Raw genomic sequence first — 18,868 nt, forward strand, 5'->3', positions numbered from 1 at the left:
TAGAGCAGGAGACTGAAAATCTCCGTGTCCGTGGTTCGATTCCGCGTTTGGGCATCAAAAAAATGACTTATGGAAACATAAGTCATTTTTATTTTTTGTTAAATACATTATTTAAAATATGGCTTATGACATTTACTACATTATTATTAAATATCTTATCATTAAATTTAATAGGTATAAGATTTTTTTTAATTCCTTCAATTGCGCTATAAGATTTAATATTATAATCAATATTATCGATAAAATAAAATTCATTAATTTTATTATCTGAATAAAAGCTCAAAGGTACCTGAATTTCAATTTTTGAAGCCTTATTATTAATATTTATATTAAAATTTATGTTGTTATGAATATAATCTGTTTTATAGCTTGCAGTTATGTTATATTTACAAATTAAAGTATTTTTTTTGATAGAAATATCATCGTTTATTACATAGATTATAAGATTATTAAAAAATAATAAAGTATCGAAAAGAGTAATTATACGACTATATAATATAGGGAGATTATATACATCCTCATAGTTATGCTGAAGTATAAGATATGAAAATTCTTTTCTCGGTTCTATACGAAATGCTTCATATAATGTAATTATATCTTTACCGCATAAGGTATCATTTCTATTTATATTAAAATAATTTTCAATTGTTTTAAGCTTTAAATCTATTGTACCGATTTTGTTCTTAAATTGTCTTATTAAGGAATACAAATCTATTTTAATAAAATTATTAAAATCAAAATTAAGGTTATAATTTTGTAACTTGTATTCTAAAAACGGCAAATCAAAGCTATTACCGTTGTAAGTTATTATATATTTTTTAGTTTTAATTAAATCCTTAAGATATTTAAGGGCTTCTTGCTCATCTATTTTATATTCACAGAATATTTGATGTATTTTATAGCTTCCTTCTTCATGCAATAATATTGTTATAGAAATTATGTCCGAATAAACACGTGATAAGCCGGTTGACTCTATATCAATAAAGAAAGCTTCTTTAAATAAGTAAGTTAAATCTGATTTGATGTCTTCGTAGTTTACTTCATTTGTCTTTATTATCATTTTTTCTCCTGATATGCTTGTACAAAATTCTTTATTTATTACCTAATTTTTGGTAAAATAATATGAGGTGTATTGTGTATATAATAATTTCTTTGTTTTTTGCTTATTCAATGGGAGTTATTTCTTATGAATTCGGCTTTTTCAGCTATATGTTTATAGCAGTTTTTGTTTTACTTTTTTTTAATTCCTATTACACCAAAAAATATATTTATAATTCTGTTATTATTACATTTTTAATATTATCATTTATTAATTGTTATTACAATTCTATTTCAAAATTATCACAACATATTGATGAAAATATTGAAATAGCAGCTAAGATTAAGGATAGAAATATATCAGAATCGAGCTATTCAAGTTACAATGCTTCTGTAATAAGCATAAATAATGTAATTTTGCCTGGTAAGGAAAATACAGTTATTTATATTGACAGCAAATACGATATTAAAGAAAATAGCATTATTAAAGCAAATGTTAATGTGGCTGACAGTAATATCAGCAAAAACAAGTTATTATTCAATTATAAAAATTATTTAAGGGCTAAGAAGATCAGTGCTGTAGTATTTGCAGAAGACAATATAACGACAATTAAAGAAAACTATTCATATTTTAACACTATATCAGCTAATTTTAAAAATTATACTGAAAAGATGTTTTATAATTCGCTAAACGACAGCAATGCAGATATAATTTTATCTATTTTATTGGGTAATGTAGATTATTTAGACGAGAATTTTTATGATAATGTAAAGGTAATGGGTTTAGCGCATATTTTTGCTGTTTCAGGAACTCATATTGTTCTTATATATGGCTTTTTGTTAACAGTGCTTAAATATTGTGGCTTAAACAGAAGAGCCCGATTGATTATTACATGGATAATAATGTGGTGTTATGGATTTTTAATCGGTTTTCCGATCTCAGTAATGAGGTCACTCGTTATGTTTACCCTGCTGTTCGGAGCAGAAATCTTTTACAGAAAATACAGTTCGTTAAATGCCATCGGTTTAGCTGCCCTTATACTAACGGTGTACAATCCATTTTGGTTATTTGATGCGGGCTTTTTATTATCCTTTTCTGCAGCATTAAGCATAATAATATACAACAAATATATTTTAAAAAATATTCAATCAAAAAACACTATTATCAGGTTAATATATTTATATTTATTTCTTATGTTGTTTACATTGCCGGTTATAGCTTACTTTTTTAATTATGTGCCTGTTATGGGTATTGTATATAATATACTTTTATTGCCGATTTTCACGATTTTAATGATTTATGGATTTATACTATTAATATTTAATGGCTTTGTTCCTTTCTTATTGGTGATTCCATTCAGGATTTTTGATTATCTTTTATACAGCTTAAGGTATACGGTAAATTTTACGGAGAAATTCGGATTTAACGGATTTACTATACAAACGATGACAATTCCATTAATAGCTTACTTTTATATATTGATTATTTTTGTGATATACGTTTATAACAATAATAATTCTCCTATAAAGAAAAGTGGTATCTATACTTTGATTGTCATGTATATAGTTACATTCATGACTCCTGCAAATAATTTGATTTATATAAATGTAGCAGATGCGGGGCAGGGGTTATTCACACACGTTAAATATAGAAATACCGACCTTATAATAGACTGTGGAAGCTCTAATAATAGAGATTTTGGTAAATATACCGTGTTGCCGTATCTTATTAAAAGAGGAATCAATCAAATTGACGGAGTATTTATAAGCCATTGGGACAGTGACCATTATTCCGGCTTAAACGACCTTTTAAGCAGCAAAATAAAGGTTGATAATATATTTGCCCCAGCTACCAATAATGAAATAATAAAAGATATAAGCATATTAAATAAAGGTATGAGCTACAGGACAGATAAATTAAATATTGATATTTTATGGCCTGAAAAAGATATTATATCAGATAAAACAAATAATACATCATTGGTTATGCTGATTAATTTTAATAATAAAAAGATTTTATTTACCGGTGATATAGAAAAAGACGTAGAAAATATTATTATTGACGACATTCCTGAGATTGACATTCTGTTAGTACCTCATCACGGCAGCTCAACTTCTTCATCTGATAAATTTGTATATAACAGCAACCCTGAAATTGCAGTTTTTAGTTACGGTAAGAATAAATACGGTATACCACATAGAGAAGTAATAGAACGATATAAAAATGAAAAAAGCTTAATTTTATCAACCTATGAGCATGGTGAAATTAATTTTGTTTTAAAAGACGATAAAATATATTATAATACTTATACAGATATAAAATCTGAAAACTATTACGAGTTATATTTTTTAGGTTTTGTGACAAAATTAATGGCATTTTGTATACTTTTAATATATATTAAAATACAAGGGAGAAGAATATGAGCTACAAAATTATTTCTGATATACTCAAAAAGTCAAGAGTACCAAGCTTTGTTCTCATTTTTGGAACTGAAGATTATTTAATAGATGATGCAGTGAAAAATATAAAGAAAAAGTATATTGATGAAAATTATGAAAGTATGAATTACATAGAATTTGAAAAAATAGAGAACAACTTTGTGGACTTCTATGAATTCGTAACCACATATCCTTTTATATCCGAAAAAAAGCTTTGTGTAATAAAGGAAGCAATTTTTTTAACATCTACAGGAAGCTTAAATAAAAACGATGAAGAAAAGTTTAATAAAATTTTGGACGAGGGTTCTGACTCTTGTATAAAGGTATTTTTATTAAAGGATAAGAAACCTGATTCAAGGAAAAAAATTGTTAAGAAATTTAAAGATAACAATGCAATTTTTGAAATAAATAAACTCAATGAGTCAGAGTTGTCCAAATATATTGCAGATAGATTTAAGAGCAACAATTTAAACATTAATTTACATCTTGCTAATTATATAGCAAATAATTCGGGATATTTAGAATATGAAAGCACTGTTAATCTTTATCATATCAATAATGAAATAGATAAAATATCATCCTTTAAAACAGGATATAAGGATGTATTAATGGAGGATGTTGACAGCTTATTGATTAAGTCGTCGGAAAGCAATATATTTAAGCTTATTGATAATATATGTGACGGCAATAAAGAGCAGGCATTCGGTATATTGGATGATATGCTGTTAAACAATACTCCTGAGCAGGTTATAATTCATATGCTGGTAAGACAGTACAGAATGCTTTATCAGTACGTTATTTTAAGCAATAAAGGCTATAATTTCAATGAGATAATGAGTAAAATGAAATTGAAAAATTTTGTAGCCAATAAGCTTTCAAAGCAGGCAAGAAGCTTAAATAGCGAGAAAATAGAATATTATTTAGAAAAAATGCTTGAAATTGATAAAAAGATAAAAACAGGAGAAATTGAAAGCCGTATAGGGCTTGAGCTTATTACTAACGGGATTATAAAATAGGGTTAGGGCATAAAAAAAACCGGTGAAGCCGGTTATTTTTATGCCACTTTATTTAACTTAAGAGTTAATCTGCTAACCTTTCTTGCTGCTGCATTCTTATGAATAGTATTCTTTGCAGCTGCCTGGTATAATTTTTTCTCGCACATTACCAATAATTCTTTAGCAAGATCATAATTTCCTTCAGCTATTGCTTTTTCGAATTTCTTTATATATGTTTTGATTTCAGATTTTCTGCTCTTATTTACTTCAGTTTTCTTATTTATAACTAAAATTCTTTTCTTTGCAGATTTAATATTTGCCAAAGTATTCACCTCCTTAGTGTTCTTATAAGCCATTAATTATTTTAGCACATAATTATCATTATTTCAACATTTTTGACAGCAAATCAATTATACAGTCAAATTATATAAAAATCAAGTAAAAAGAATAAAAAAATTTAAAAAATCAATAATAAATTTAATATTGAAATACGGAGGTTGCAATGTTTTATAGGACAGACTTGGCTTATGAAGCTAATGAATCTTTAGCTCAAAAAGCAGAAGGCGTTATTTTAAAAACCGAGAATTTTAAACACGGTGAAGTAGTAAAGCTTGAAATAACTGATGAGACGGCAGAAAAAGCAGTGGGTAAAAAAAGAGGCAAATATATAACATATGAAACAGGAAGTTTAAAAAATTTAAGTAAGGAGTCAAGAGAAGAAGTTATTGACATACTGTGTAATGCAATAAAGGAAGTTTCTAACCTGCAAAGAGATAGAATTTTAGTGGTTGGTTTAGGTAACAGAAACATAACAGCAGATGCCTTGGGACCTAAGACGTTAGATAAAATTAAAGTTACGCGTCAATTTTTCAAGGCATATAACAAGGATTTTGATGAGGACTTTAACGAAGTATCCATATTGGAGCCGGGAGTTTTAGGAACCACAGGGATAGAAACTATTAATACTATCGTTGGCATAGTTGAAAAAATTAAACCTACATTATTAATAATAATTGATGCACTTGCATCAAGAAAAATGAGACGTCTTTGTTCTGTTGTACAAATTACTGATGCTGGAATTGAACCGGGCTCAGGAATAGGAAATATGCAGGGCTCGTTGAATGAAGAAACCCTGGGTGTAAAGGTTGTGGCAATAGGGATCCCTACAGTAGTCGATACAGCAACTATAGTAAATGATACTATTGAGGCAATGGAGGAAGCATTAAAAGACAAGACGGATGATGCAGGAAGCATAATGGGAATATTAGGTGACTTAGAATATGAAGAAAAGCATATGTTTATAAAAGAGATATTAAATCCTATGTATGGTGAGTCTATTGTAACACCAAGCTCTGTCGACGAGCTTATGGATAATTTATCTGATATGCTTGCATTATCCATCAATAAAGCTGTTCATCCCGGATTTGAATCGTAATATAATTGTAAAAAATAACAGTATTATTCAGGAAACAATACACATATAAATTAATATATTACTTTTAAAATAATATATTACTATTAAGAAAATATGTGGAGTTGGATCATGAAAAGAAAAAGAAGAAGAAATAAGAGTGGAACAAGGTTTTACATGATGATGTCAATTGTGTGCTTGACTGTACTTTTTGTTGGATACAGTTATGTATATAATTTGTCGGAGAAAAGAAAGTCAGGGCAGGATATTACTACTATATCTATTCTCTATAATGGAGACAGCAATGAAGGTAAGACAAGTGCCATAGACAAAATTATGTCCTACTTTAATATATTCTTAGAAAGAACATTCAAGGAAAATGAGAGCTCAAACAAGCTAATAGAAAGTGCAGATAAATCTAACACAGAAGTTTTTAAAACAATAGAAAGTAATGAGACAGAAGAAAAAGATTTAGAAATATATAACGAAAGAGAAGAAAAAAAGCCTATAACAAATACACCGATATTTACAGCAAATAATATACATGAAGACTTTTTTAAGATTATAGAATCACCAGCTTCAAGAAGCAGCGCTCCAAGAAATATAATAATCGACGCTGCTTCTGTTAATGAAAAGCTTAATGTTGTGATATTCCATACTCATGGAACAGAGGCATATTTTCCTCATGTTGAAGGTAATTACAGATCTCATGATGAAAAATACAATGTAATGGGAGTAGGCAGCAAAATAACGAGTAATTTGAAAAGCATAGGAATTGATGTTACTCATTTAAAGGATTATAATGATTATCCTGATTATAATTCATCTTATGCTAATTCAAGCTATGCGGTAAGTCAGGTATTGTCTAATAGCAAAAAAAATATACTTATAGATATACACAGAGATGGTGCAGAAGAAAATTCAAGCTATGAACAGTTTTTATCGAGAGTGAAAACAACAATAATAAACGATAAAACTGCAGCAACATGCACATTGGTAGTAGGTGATAAAAACGGAAATTCGGAAGAGCTTAAAAAAAATGCTCAGCTGCTTTTTAATATATCGGAACAAATGTACCCCGGATTGTTTAGAGATGTAATAGTAAGACCCGGCGCATACTTCAATCAATATTATTCGGATTATGCATTATTACTTGAGGTAGGCAGCACGCTGAATCACATAGATGAAGTCAATTATACTATTGAATTATTAACAGATATAATGGTTGAATATATTGACGAAATCAGTAATACTAATTAGCATTAAATCAGTTCCATAGAAGCGAATTAGTATATACTGCTTACAGCAGGAGAATGCATCAAATTTATTTGCTCATTGTATTCGCATAAATTTGGCATTCTGTGCATTAGACCTACCGCCATTTTTCAGAAAAAACACTTGAAAAATGGGGTTAGGGCTTAATATGCCGCGGACAAATATTTGTCCGCATTTTAATATAAGAGCAGTATAAATAATGCTTTTATATTTACATAAATTTTGATATAATACCCTATATCCGTAAATTTAGGGAGGTTACGTTTTTTTGGACAGAAGAAAATATATAAGAAACTTTTCGATTATTGCTCATATAGATCATGGAAAATCAACATTAGCAGACAGATTAATAGAAAATACAGGGCTTCTTTCTCATCGTGAAATGCAGGAACAGGTTTTGGACAACATGGATTTGGAAAGAGAAAGAGGAATAACTATTAAGCTTCAAACCATTAGCTTATTATACAAAGCTCAGGACGGTCATGAATATACGCTTAACCTGATAGATACTCCAGGTCATGTGGATTTTAACTACGAGGTGTCAAGAAGCTTGGCTGCGTGTGAAGGAGCCGTATTGGTAGTAGATGCTTCACAGGGAATAGAAGCACAGACACTGGCGAATGTTTATCTCGCATTGGATCAGGATTTAGAAATAGTACCGGTTATAAATAAAATAGACCTGCCGAGTGCAAGACCTGATGAAATTAAAAAGGAAATAGAAGATGTAATTGGTCTTGATTGTGAAAATGCGCCTCTTATTTCTGCCAAAGACAATATAAATATTGACCAGGTTCTTGAAGCCATAGTCAAACAAATACCTGCTCCTTCCGGAGAAGAAGATGCTCCTTTAAAAGCATTGGTATTCGACTCTTATTACGACAGCTACAGAGGTGTTGTGGCTTTTATAAGAATAAAGGAGGGGCAAGTAAAAAAAGGTGACAGAATAAAAATGATGTCAACTGGCAGAAGCTTTGATGTTACTGAAGTAGGAATTATTTCTCCTACTCAGAAGCCGGTAGCCGCATTGTATTCAGGCGATGTGGGTTATTTGTGTGCAAGTATGAAGGAAGTTAAAAGCTGCCGCGTAGGAGATACTATAACAAATGATTCTAACCCTGCTAAGGAACCTCTTCCGGGCTATAAAAAGGTTACATCAATGGTGTATTGCGGTATTTATCCGGCTGAAGGAGAGGAATATAACTCGGTTCGTGATGCACTGGAAAAGCTTCAGGTTAATGATGCTTCCTTAACCTTTGAACCGGAAACATCTATTGCTTTAGGATTTGGATTCAGATGCGGTTTCTTAGGTTTATTGCACATGGAAATTATACAGGAGAGATTAGAAAGAGAATTTGATTTAAATATTATTGCTACGACACCAAGTGTTATTTACAAAGTTTATAAAACAAACGGTGAGATGATAGTGTTGCAAAATCCTACAAATATGCCTTCTGTACAGGAAATAGATTATATGGAAGAACCTATTGTCAATGCATCAATAATGACTCCTACGGAATATGTGGGAGCAATAATGGAGCTTTGTCAAAACAGAAGAGGAATATTTGAAAATATGGAGTATATGGAAGCAACAAGGGTAATATTACATTATAAGCTTCCGTTGAATGAAGTAATATATGATTTTTTCGATGCATTAAAATCAAGAACGAGAGGATATGCTTCGTTAGACTATGAATTGCATGGTTACGTGCGTTCAGAGCTTGTAAAAATGGATATTCTGATAAATTCCGAATTAGTGGATGCATTTTCTATAATAGTTCATGAAGATAAAGCTTATGAAAGAGGAAGATCAATTGTAGAAAGATTGAAGGACGTAATTCCGAGACATTTATTTGCAGTACCTTTGCAAGCAGCAGTGGGAGGCAAGATTATTGCCAGAGAAACCGTTAAGGCGCTTAGAAAAGATGTCTTGGCAAAGTGTTACGGCGGAGATATAACAAGGAAGAAAAAGCTGCTTGAGAAGCAGAAGGAAGGCAAGAAGCGTATGAGGCAAATAGGCAGCGTAGAAGTTCCGCAGGAAGCGTTCCTGGCAGTATTAAAATTTGATGAAGATTAAGAGGTGATAAATATGAAGAAAGGATTAATAGTATTAATAGCTATTTTAATAATTGCAGGGATATTCGTTATGAGTATCTTTGGAAGCTACAATTCATTGGTTGCTTTAGATGAAGAAGTAAACAGCCAATGGGCAATTGTTGAGAGCAGTCTTCAAAGAAGATTTGATTTGATACCTAATTTAGTTGAATCCGTTAAGGGAGCCATGGCTCATGAACAGGAAGTTTTTACAGCGATTGCAGATGCAAGAGCAAGGTTAGCCGGTGCAGGTTCTGTAGACGAAAGTGTGCAGGCATCTAATGAATTAGAAGGTGCATTAGCAAGATTATTGGTTGTGGTAGAAAATTACCCTGAACTTAAGTCCAATCAAAATGTTACAGGTTTAATGGATGAACTTGCCGGTACTGAAAACAGAATTAATGTTGAGAGAAATAGATACAACGAAGTAGTAAGCAGATATAATACAACTATCAGAAGCTTTCCTAAAAATATATTGGCAGGAATGTTCGGATTTGAAACGAGACAGTATTTTGAAGCAGCTCCCGGAGCTGATGCAGCGCCAAAAGTAAATTTTGATTAATAAGGAGTGATACTGTGAATAAAAATCGGTTAGTCGTTATGCTTGCAGCCTTACTGATAATAACATCAACTGTTGCATACGGACTTAACATTGATTTACCTGAGCCCACAAGAGAATTTTATATAAATGACTTTGCTGATTTAATGAGTGAAGAGTCTAAAAACAATATATTGAAGATTAATTTGAACTATGAAAATACCGAAGAGAAACCTCAAATAGTTGTTGTTACTGTAAAAAACATGCAGGGCTTAGATGAAAATACTTATGCGGTAAAGCTCTTTGAAAAATGGAAAATAGGAAATAAAGGTTATGATAACGGTGTACTTTTGTTATTGGCATTAGAGGAAAGAAGAATTAAAATTGAGGTTGGATACGGTTTAGAAGGAGCCATAACAGATTCTGAATCAGGGCGTATATTAGATGAATCCTTGGATTACCTTTCGGAAGGAGATTATTCCACGGGTTTAGAAAATATATTTTACAATTTAGCTATAGAAGTTAATGACGAATATGGTTATAGCAATGAAGACATATTTGGTGATATAAAAATAGATAATCCGTATGAAGGCAGATCCTCTGACTTTGGTTCATTATTCAGGCTAATAATGTTAATTGTTTTAATCATAATAATTAACGGTTTTGGAGGCGGCAGGAGAAGAGGCCGCAGAAGTGTTTTTATGCCTTATTTTATGCCAAGATTTACTAATTTCGGAAGCGGAACTCACATCGGCGGCTTTGGTGGTCGTTCCGGGGGTGGAGGCTTTGGAGGCGGAGGTCGTTCCGGCGGCGGCGGGGCAGGAAGAGGCTTTTAACGATGGATATACGATAGAATAGCTATGGATTTGCAATGGGTAATCAATAGATAAATATAAAAAGAACCCGATATGAATTATGAGAACACTCTAAAAATCGGGTTCTTTTATTTGATTTTTCAATTGCATTACAATTGCCCATCTATTGCTTATCAATTGTTAAGAAATTTTGCCTAAAAATATAATTTCATCTGTTTCGGCATTTATTATAGAAAGTCCGTTTTCTTCCCAATTTGAAGAACCAAGATAGCCCAATCTGTCATCCCAGGCATCATCGTACTCTTCTTTTGAAGCCTTTTCTCCATCCACATAGTATTCAATTGTAGATTCGATTAATTTAAAACCTTCCTGAGATATAAAATCATGTTCATCATAATCGTAATCATCGTAGTCATCATAATCGTCGTAATCATCATAATAATCGTCGTCATTGTAATAGCTGATATTTGCTTCCGAATCTGTATATAGGTAACCATAATTAATTAGATTATAAAGGCATTCATACGTTTCATCCATGCATTCATTGTTGCTGTAGATTTCAGCCAATTGATTAAAAAAATCCATTATTTCCTGACTTTTTACCTCGTATGTAACTTTATCCTTTGTATAAAGCATTTCTTTCCAATCACCGCTTTCATTTGTTATAGTTATTTTCATTGCCAATCCCCCTAATAATAAATATTATTTGTAATATATATTATGATTTTTTATAAATTATACTGTTTTAATTTTAAAAAATGAGGCAAATATTTGTCTGCAGCATATTAAGCTCTAACTTAATGATGGGGCAAAGCGCTTATTGAAAAAATATTTGGCAATGGACTTTAGCACTAAGACTAATTAAATATGGTTATTATCTGTCAGTTATAATCTAATTATTTCACTATTATGACTTATTTCGATTATATTTGTTAATGTATTTGTCATGTGCTTTTTAAAATCTGAAGTAGTTTGAAAATTATCCCAGAAATGCATTGGAATAAATACTTCAGGCTGAAGCTTTTCTATAAAGTATTCTCCTCCGCATTTATAATTTTGTTCCAATCTTCCGTCAACCGGGAAAAAGGCAATATCTATTTTTGTATTTAATTTTATAATATCACCAATAATTGTTTTAAATGCATCTTCCATTTCCTTTTCTTCCTCTTCGGTATCATCAGACCATTTCCACCAATTTAAATCACCGGCATGGAATATATGAGTTTCATCATCATTAATTAAAAAGCTGACACCCTCATCAGTTGAACCGAAGGAATTGATTATTAAATTGTTAATTTTATTTTCCGTGTTTTGTTTTGCAACATATATATTATCAATGTTGTTATAAAGCTTTATGTCACTGCTTAATATGTAATATTTATTTGATTTTTCTTCAGTAAGAGAAAAAATGCTTTGATTAAAATGATCCTGGTGGCTGTGTGATGCAAAAACATAAAGCGGCTTAGAACTGTCGATAATATTTTTTAACAGCTCGCCAAAATTAAAATTCGCTTGAGTATCCTTTTTATTTTTAAAATAATCAAACATTAAAAATGAATTACCAGTTTCAACTATAAAGCAACTGTGATATACATAATATATTTTCATATCCGAACTCCTGTTTATTTATTTTGATACTATCATATCATATATTATTCATGTGAAAAAGCGGAATAATAACTTTTAATAAAGAAAAAATACATATGTGTTTCCGATAATAAATAAATTTAGTAAAATACTTATTGTGTTAGTTGAATTAACATAGTATAATGAGAAGTTATTAAAAATAAAGGATGATAAACTTAATGAAAATTGAAAATGTAAATTTGAATGACAACATTCAAAGAGGCTTGGATGAAATGGGCTTTGTAGAAGGCACACAAATTCAGCAAGAAGCAATTCCTGTTATACTGGAAGGAAAAGATATAATAGGGCAATCAAATACAGGAACAGGTAAGACGGCAGCTTTTGCAATTCCTATTCTTGAAAAAATAGATAAAGATTTACGCATGCCACAGGCACTTATATTACTTCCGACAAGAGAGTTGGCTGTACAGGTGGCAAATGAATTCAGAAAAATCGCAAAGTATTTAGATGGTATTAAAACGGTAACCGTTTATGGCGGTGCTGATATACGCGAACAAATCAATAAATTAAAAGGCGGAGCCCAAATAATTGTCGGAACTCCCGGCAGGGTTATTGATTTAATTGACAGACGTGTCATTAAATTGAATGAGTTAAAAATAGCAGTGCTGGATGAAGCAGATGAAATGCTTAAAATGGGATTCAGAGAGGACATTGAACTGATACTCAGCAATGTTGACCATCCGGTACAGAATTTGTTGTTTTCAGCTACTATACCTGATGAAATGAAGAAAATGATAAAGAAATTTTTAAATAATCCCGTACCTATAAAGGTTCTCAGAGAAGGTATAACAGCTAAGGAAGTTAAACAAAGCTATTTTATGGTAAAGCACAGTGATAAGGTAGAAGCCCTCTCAAGATTAATAGATACCTATACACCTAAGCTCACATTGGTATTTTGCAATACAAAAAAATCTGTTGATGAATTGTATGACCAATTAATAGAAAAGGGATATAACTGCGATAAAATACACGGAGATATAAAACAGTCACAAAGATTGGATACTTTAAACAAATTCAACAATGGTTTAATTGAAATTCTCATAGCTACCGATGTAGCTGCAAGAGGTCTGGATATTAAAGAGGTTGAGGTTGTTATAAACTATGAAGTTCCTTCTAAGGAAGACTATTACGTTCATCGTATAGGCAGGACAGGTAGAGCAGGAAAAGAAGGAAGCTCTTTTACTCTTGTATCTGCAAAGGAAATGAAAAAAATCGAAGCAATCGAGAAGTATACAAAAAAGCCTCTTCGCAAAAGAACTATTCCTACTGTTGATAAGGTTAACGAGGTTAAGCAGGATAAATTTATAAGAGGTGTAGTAGAAGTTATAGAAAAAAATGACTTCAGTGAAAACAGAGAGTTAGCACAAAGATTATTGTCTCAAGGTTATGATCCCGAAACTCTGATTGCCGCAATGATGAAAAAATTAGTTAAATTTGATTACTCGGAAGAAAGAGACTTAAATGACGTATTGCCTGAAAGAAAGAAATCATTGAGAAGCAAAGAAAGAAGGATGGAGGATACAGTCAGATTCCATGTAAACCTTGGTAAAAAGCAGGGAATAAGACCCGGAGACATTTTAGGAGCTGTTGCCGGAGAATGTGATATACCCGGCTCGGATATCGGTGAAATAGAGGTATTAGAAAATTATTCTTTCTTTAATGCAGCATCGGAGCACAAAAACAGAATACTTAAACATATGGTTGGAGCTCAGATAAAAGGTAAAGATGTCATAATTGAAATATCAAAGGAGAAAAAGTCCAGACAAAGCAGGGGCAAATCATCTGAAGATAAATTCAAATATCAGAGTCATCAAGGTAATCAAAGAAAGAAACCAAGAAAAAAATAAAAAAGTGTTGACAAAACTTTATTGTTAGTAATATAATACTCAAAATAAACTGTGATGGATCGAGTAGAGCAGAAACAGCAATCAAGAGAGGGAAAACATGGCTGGGAGTTTCCTTTGTATGACTGTTTGAAAACTAATCCGGAGTTAAGTCAGAAAGCTTATGTGTAATGACTTGGTATGGATGCCTTAAATCCATTGAGAAGCAATAAAGGTGGAACCACGATATATTCGTCCTTGAACATTTATGTTCAAGGATTTTTTGTTTTTGATTATTTAAAAAATAGGAGGATATTATGATTAAATTAACATTACCTGATAATAGTGTAAGAGAATATGAAGACGGAGTATTGGCTGTTGACGTAGCAAAAAGTATCAGCGAGGGTTTAGCAAGAAATGTTGTGGGAGCTGTATACAACGGTAAAACAATCGGTCTCATGGAGGAAATAAAAGAAGATGGAGCTATAAAATTTCTTAAATTCGAAGATAAAGAAGGAAAGGATGTTTTCTGGCATACATCATCCCATATTTTAGCTCATGCGGTAAAAAGATTGTGGCCGGATGCAAAATTGGCAATAGGACCTGCCATAGATAATGGATTTTACTATGATATTGATGTAGAGCATAGATTTGTTGTTGAGGATTTTGAGAAAATCGAAGCCGAAATGAAAAAAATAGTAACAGAAGGTCTGGCGCTTGAAAGATTTGAACTTCCAAGAGCTGAAGCAATTAAATTTATGGAAGAAAAACAAGAGTCATACAAGGTAGAATTGATTCAGGATTTGCCTGAGGATGCAATAATATCATTCTATAAGCAAGGGGATTTCGTTGACCTTTGTGCCGGACCACATCTTGAATCTACTAAAAAACCAAAAGCAATGAAACTGTTAAGCATTGCCGGAGCTTATTGGAGAGGCAATGAAAACAACAAAATGCTTCAAAGAATTTACGGCATAAGCTTTGAAAAAGCAAAGGATTTAGAAGAATATTTAAAAATGCTTGAAGAAGCTAAAAAGCGTGATCACAGAAAGCTCGGCAGAGAATTGGAATTGTACTTTATGTCTGAAGAGGGGCCGGGATTCCCGTTCTTCCTTCCAAAGGGTGTTGAAGTTAAAAATGAACTTATGAAATTCTGGAGAGAAATGCACAGAAAAGCCGAATATGTAGAAATAGAATCTCCGTTAATGTTAAACAGACATTTGTGGGAAGTGTCAGGACACTGGTATAACTACAGAGAAAACATGTATACAACTGTAATCGATGAACAGGATTTTGCAATTAAACCTATGAACTGCCCCGGAGGCATTTTAGTATATAAAAATTCTATGCATTCTTATAAAGACTTTCCTTTAAGAGTGGCGGAAGCAGGAAGAGTTCACAGACATGAATTGTCAGGTGCGCTTCACGGCTTGATGCGTGTAAGAGCATTTACGCAGGATGATGCCCATTTATTTATACTTCCTGAACAAATAAAGGATGAAATTAAAGGCGTTATAAAACTAATAGATGAAATTTACAAACAATTTGGATTTTCATATAAATTAGAACTTTCAACAAGACCGGAAAAATTCTTGGGAGAAATAAAAGACTGGGATCTGGCGGAAGCTTCATTGAAAGCAGCTTTAGAAGAATTAGGACTTGATTTCATCATTAACGAAGGAGACGGAGCATTCTACGGACCTAAAATAGATTTCCACCTCACTGACTGCATAGGAAGAACATGGCAGTGCGGTACAATTCAATTAGATTACCAGCTGCCTCAGCGTTTTGAAATGGAATATGTGGGAGCAGACGGACAGAAACACAGACCGATAATGATTCACAGAACTGCATTCGGAAGCATCGAAAGATTCTTCGGCATTCTTATTGAACAATATGCAGGAGCATTCCCGACATGGTTAGCACCTGTACAGGTTAAGATATTGCCTATTTCCGATAAATTCATGGAATATGCAAAAAAAGTAAAGGAGCAGCTGTTTGATTTAAACATTAAAGTAGAATTAGACTCAAGAGCTGAAAAGATAGGTTATAAAATAAGAGAAGCTCAAATGGAAAAAGTGCCTTACATGTTTATAGTCGGAGAAAAAGAAGCAGAAAGCAACACTGTTTCAGTCAGAGAAAGACAAAAAGGCGATATAGGAAGCATGAGCGTCGAAGAAATAAGCAATACAATTTTAAACAAAATTAAAAACAGAGAAAACGACTCACCACAGTCAGTATAAAAAAGTGACAGGGAAGTGGTTGATGACACAATCACTTCCTTGTCAGTAAATTTATTTTATATAGTATTAAATGCTAGGAGGGAGTTAATGAGTAGTGAAAAACTGAGATTAGTCAATCCTTCTACGATTTATGAAAAAGAATTTATCAAAAATATTTATGACTATGAAGAGAATAATGAAATAGAATATTATGACACATATAAGGAAGCCTTAACGGACTTTGGAAAATATGTTGATAAGCTTTTAGCTAATGCAAAAGGAGAAAATCTACCAAAAGGATGGACGATAGCCGTTACAACTTTATGGTTAACGAATGAAGAAGAAAGCAGAAAAGTATTTGGATGTATTAGATTAAGACATAAAAATGCAAATATTCATGGTCATATTGGCTATGATGTACCGCCAAGGTACAGACATAATGGATATGGAAAAAAGTTACTTGAACTGTCATTGCCTTATGCAAAAAAAATAGGATTAAATTCAATTTATTTAACATGCAGAGTTGATAATATACCATCAGAATCTGTTATAAGGAGTTGTGGTGGAAAATTATACGATATTATAACTGATCCTAATGGTAAAGTTTTCAAACAATATGTTATTGAATTAGGCACCGATGCGGAAACGGTGTAATAAAAGGACGAGGGTGCCTACATCAAGGATTACCCCCGTCCTTTTATAAATTATAAAAAGGAGATATTATGGAAACGATAAAAAATTAAATTACAATGAATAATTTAGATAAGATTGATATCAGAGTTGGTACTATTATTATTCCTGTTTTAGCGGTGCCTGAAAAACTTGTTCCAAACGGAACACAAGCAGGATAGAAGAGAAACACCATATTATTAAATTATTGTTTATGACTTACATAAAGGGTATAATAATAAATATGGAGGTATTATGTTAAAAATAGGATGTCATTTATCCGTTTCCAACGGATATGAGAAAATGGGAAAAGATGCACTGAAAATAGGAGCTAATACTTTTCAATATTTTACCCGGAACCCAAGAGGAAGCAAGGCTAAAAATATAGATGCCGAAGATGTTGAAAAGCTAAGAGATATAATGGAAAAACACAAATTTGCAAAGGTAATCGGACATGCGCCATATACATTAAACATATGCTCAGCTGATGAAAGAACGAGAGAATTTGCATCGGAGGTTTTAGAGGATGATTTGTTGAGGATGGAATTTTTGCCAAATAATTATTATAATTTTCATCCCGGAAGCCACGTAAAGCAAGGTGTTGAAGCTGGCATAAAATATATTATCGATGCATTAAATAAAGTAATAAAAGAAAATCAAACCACTATTGTTTTGCTGGAAACAATGTCCGGCAAAGGAACGGAAATAGGTCGTACCTTTGAAGAATTAAAGCAAATAGTAGATGGAGTCAATATTTCTGAAAAGTTAGGTGTGTGTCTCGATACATGCCATGTTTACGATTCAGGATATGATATAGTAAACGATTTGGACGGTGTTATAAATGAGTTTGATAAGGTTATCGGACTTGATAAGTTATACGCAATACATTTAAACGACAGCAAAAACCCTTTTAACAGTCAAAAAGACAGACATGAAACAATAGGTAACGGACAAATCGGCTTAGAAGCAATAATCAGGATTATAAATCATCCTAAATTAAGAAACCTGCCATTTGTTTTGGAAACACCTAACGAATTAGACGGTCATGCAAAAGAAATAAAAATGCTCAGAGAAGCATATGAGAAATTATAATATCTAATTAAAAGAGGAGGACACATGAGTACTGTATATTCAAAAGATGTTCAATATCACATTAATATGAAGGAGGGCGATGTAGGCAGATATGTTATATTGCCGGGAGATCCTAAAAGATGTGAAAAAATTGCAAAGCATTTTGACAATCCTGTCTTAGTGGCAGATCACAGAGAATACGTTACATATACGGGATATCTGGATGGCGTTAAAGTAAGCGTTACATCAACAGGTATAGGCGGACCATCTGCAGCAATAGCATTAGAAGAATTAGCAAATATAGGAGCAGATACATTTATACGTGTAGGTACCAGCGGAGGTATGGACGTAAATGTAATGGGAGGCGATTTGGTTATAGCTTCCGGAGCTATCCGTATGGAAGGAACAAGCAGAGAGTACGCACCCATGGAGTTTCCCGCAGTATCTGACTACAAAGTATTGAATGCATTAGTTGAAGCATCAGAAAATTTAGGTAAAAAATATCATGTGGGTGTAGTTCAGTGCAAGGATTCATTTTACGGTCAGCACTCACCGGAAATTAAGCCTGTAAGCTATGATTTGATGAATAAATGGGAAGCATGGCTGAGATTAGGGGCTCTTGCATCAGAAATGGAATCAGCAGCATTGTTTATAGTGGGAGCCTTCAGAAAGGTACGTGTGGGAGCTATATTAAATGTAGTAGCAAACCAGGAAAGAAGAAAATTGGGCCTTGATGATCCTCAGGAGCATGATACCGAAGCTGCAATAAAGACAGCGATAGAAGCAATCAGAATATTAATAAAGAAAGATAATAAGTGACAAGGGACAACAACC

16 protein-coding genes are annotated in these 18,868 nt (G+C 32.2%); 12 read left to right on the plus strand and 4 right to left on the minus strand.

Annotated features, from left to right (window positions below):
* Positions 1-88: 88 nt before the first annotated feature.
* Positions 89-1,060: a ribonuclease H-like domain-containing protein gene (locus RT412_RS02570; RefSeq protein ID WP_313346530.1), complete on the minus strand. Its 972-nt coding sequence runs from the start codon at positions 1,058-1,060 to the stop codon at positions 89-91.
* 74 nt (positions 1,061-1,134) lie between these two features.
* Here RT412_RS02570 and RT412_RS02575 point away from each other — a divergent pair, with 74 nt between their 5' ends.
* Complete coding sequence (locus RT412_RS02575; protein WP_313346528.1) at positions 1,135-3,462, plus strand: DNA internalization-related competence protein ComEC/Rec2; 2,328 nt, start codon at positions 1,135-1,137, stop codon at positions 3,460-3,462.
* The gene (holA, locus tag RT412_RS02580; protein WP_313346526.1) at positions 3,459-4,493 is read left to right on the plus strand and encodes a DNA polymerase III subunit delta; all 1,035 of its coding nucleotides are present in this window, start codon (positions 3,459-3,461) and stop codon (positions 4,491-4,493) included. Before RT412_RS02575 ends, holA begins: the two co-directional genes overlap by 4 nt.
* Positions 4,494-4,531: 38 nt before the next feature.
* Here the strand turns inward: holA and rpsT are convergent, their stop codons facing one another.
* Positions 4,532-4,795, minus strand: coding sequence for a 30S ribosomal protein S20 (gene rpsT, locus RT412_RS02585; RefSeq protein ID WP_313346524.1), 264 nt, complete (start codon positions 4,793-4,795; stop codon positions 4,532-4,534).
* A 179-nt stretch (positions 4,796-4,974) separates the two neighbouring features.
* Here rpsT and gpr point away from each other — a divergent pair, with 179 nt between their 5' ends.
* The 5 genes from gpr to RT412_RS02610 all read left to right on the plus strand — a co-directional run bounded on the left by gpr (position 4,975) and on the right by RT412_RS02610 (position 10,623).
* Entirely contained in the window at positions 4,975-5,907 is a 933-nt protein-coding gene (gpr, locus tag RT412_RS02590; RefSeq protein WP_313346522.1) for a GPR endopeptidase, read from the plus strand.
* Between the two features lie 108 nt (positions 5,908-6,015).
* On the plus strand, positions 6,016-7,143 hold the full coding sequence (gene spoIIP / locus RT412_RS02595; protein WP_313346520.1) for a stage II sporulation protein P: 1,128 nt from the start codon (positions 6,016-6,018) through the stop codon (positions 7,141-7,143).
* A 283-nt stretch (positions 7,144-7,426) separates the two neighbouring features.
* The gene (lepA, locus tag RT412_RS02600; RefSeq protein ID WP_313346518.1) at positions 7,427-9,232 is read left to right on the plus strand and encodes a translation elongation factor 4; all 1,806 of its coding nucleotides are present in this window, start codon (positions 7,427-7,429) and stop codon (positions 9,230-9,232) included.
* Positions 9,233-9,244: 12 nt separating this feature from the next.
* Entirely contained in the window at positions 9,245-9,811 is a 567-nt protein-coding gene (locus RT412_RS02605) for a LemA family protein (protein WP_313346516.1), read from the plus strand.
* Positions 9,812-9,825: 14 nt separating this feature from the next.
* Entirely contained in the window at positions 9,826-10,623 is a 798-nt protein-coding gene (locus RT412_RS02610) for a TPM domain-containing protein (protein ID WP_313346514.1), read from the plus strand.
* Positions 10,624-10,782: 159 nt separating this feature from the next.
* Here the strand turns inward: RT412_RS02610 and RT412_RS02615 are convergent, their stop codons facing one another.
* Positions 10,783-11,280, minus strand: a complete 498-nt coding sequence (locus RT412_RS02615) for a hypothetical protein (RefSeq protein ID WP_313346512.1) — start codon at positions 11,278-11,280, stop codon at positions 10,783-10,785.
* A gap of 207 nt (positions 11,281-11,487) precedes the next feature.
* The gene (locus RT412_RS02620) at positions 11,488-12,210 is read right to left on the minus strand and encodes an MBL fold metallo-hydrolase (RefSeq protein WP_313346510.1); all 723 of its coding nucleotides are present in this window, start codon (positions 12,208-12,210) and stop codon (positions 11,488-11,490) included.
* Between the two features lie 197 nt (positions 12,211-12,407).
* Here RT412_RS02620 and RT412_RS02625 point away from each other — a divergent pair, with 197 nt between their 5' ends.
* The 5 genes from RT412_RS02625 to udp all read left to right on the plus strand — a co-directional run bounded on the left by RT412_RS02625 (position 12,408) and on the right by udp (position 18,853).
* Positions 12,408-14,096 carry a DEAD/DEAH box helicase gene (locus tag RT412_RS02625; RefSeq protein WP_313346508.1) on the plus strand — a complete coding sequence of 563 codons (1,689 nt, stop codon included), beginning with the start codon at positions 12,408-12,410 and terminating at the stop codon, positions 14,094-14,096.
* A gap of 293 nt (positions 14,097-14,389) precedes the next feature.
* A complete protein-coding gene (thrS, locus tag RT412_RS02630) occupies positions 14,390-16,315 on the plus strand; it encodes a threonine--tRNA ligase (protein WP_313346506.1) in 1,926 nt (641 codons plus the stop codon).
* Positions 16,316-16,402: 87 nt separating this feature from the next.
* Positions 16,403-16,948 (plus strand): GNAT family N-acetyltransferase, encoded by a 546-nt coding sequence (locus tag RT412_RS02635; RefSeq protein ID WP_313346504.1) that lies wholly within the window; start codon positions 16,403-16,405, stop codon positions 16,946-16,948.
* A gap of 270 nt (positions 16,949-17,218) precedes the next feature.
* Positions 17,219-18,055 (plus strand): deoxyribonuclease IV, encoded by an 837-nt coding sequence (locus RT412_RS02640; RefSeq protein WP_313346502.1) that lies wholly within the window; start codon positions 17,219-17,221, stop codon positions 18,053-18,055.
* 24 nt (positions 18,056-18,079) lie between these two features.
* Positions 18,080-18,853 (plus strand): uridine phosphorylase, encoded by a 774-nt coding sequence (udp, locus tag RT412_RS02645; RefSeq protein ID WP_313346500.1) that lies wholly within the window; start codon positions 18,080-18,082, stop codon positions 18,851-18,853.
* Positions 18,854-18,868 lie beyond the last annotated feature (15 nt).

It is taken from the genome of Sedimentibacter sp., assembly GCF_032080165.1.
Classification (GTDB): domain Bacteria; phylum Bacillota; class Clostridia; order Tissierellales; family Sedimentibacteraceae; genus Sedimentibacter.

What these genes read in the sequence shown, in the direction of transcription:
- RT412_RS02570 (WP_313346530.1), bottom strand. Translation starts at nt 1,060, where the DNA reads ATGATAATAAAGACAAATGAAGTAAACTACGAAGACATCAAATCAGAT.
- holA (WP_313346526.1), top strand. Translation starts at nt 3,459, where the DNA reads ATGAGCTACAAAATTATTTCTGATATACTCAAAAAGTCAAGAGTACCA.
- gpr (WP_313346522.1), top strand. Translation starts at nt 4,975, where the DNA reads ATGTTTTATAGGACAGACTTGGCTTATGAAGCTAATGAATCTTTAGCT.
- spoIIP (WP_313346520.1), top strand. Translation starts at nt 6,016, where the DNA reads ATGAAAAGAAAAAGAAGAAGAAATAAGAGTGGAACAAGGTTTTACATG.
- RT412_RS02605 (WP_313346516.1), top strand. Translation starts at nt 9,245, where the DNA reads ATGAAGAAAGGATTAATAGTATTAATAGCTATTTTAATAATTGCAGGG.
- RT412_RS02615 (WP_313346512.1), bottom strand. Translation starts at nt 11,280, where the DNA reads ATGAAAATAACTATAACAAATGAAAGCGGTGATTGGAAAGAAATGCTT.
- RT412_RS02620 (WP_313346510.1), bottom strand. Translation starts at nt 12,210, where the DNA reads ATGAAAATATATTATGTATATCACAGTTGCTTTATAGTTGAAACTGGT.
- RT412_RS02625 (WP_313346508.1), top strand. Translation starts at nt 12,408, where the DNA reads ATGAAAATTGAAAATGTAAATTTGAATGACAACATTCAAAGAGGCTTG.
- thrS (WP_313346506.1), top strand. Translation starts at nt 14,390, where the DNA reads ATGATTAAATTAACATTACCTGATAATAGTGTAAGAGAATATGAAGAC.
- RT412_RS02635 (WP_313346504.1), top strand. Translation starts at nt 16,403, where the DNA reads ATGAGTAGTGAAAAACTGAGATTAGTCAATCCTTCTACGATTTATGAA.
- RT412_RS02640 (WP_313346502.1), top strand. Translation starts at nt 17,219, where the DNA reads ATGTTAAAAATAGGATGTCATTTATCCGTTTCCAACGGATATGAGAAA.
- udp (WP_313346500.1), top strand. Translation starts at nt 18,080, where the DNA reads ATGAGTACTGTATATTCAAAAGATGTTCAATATCACATTAATATGAAG.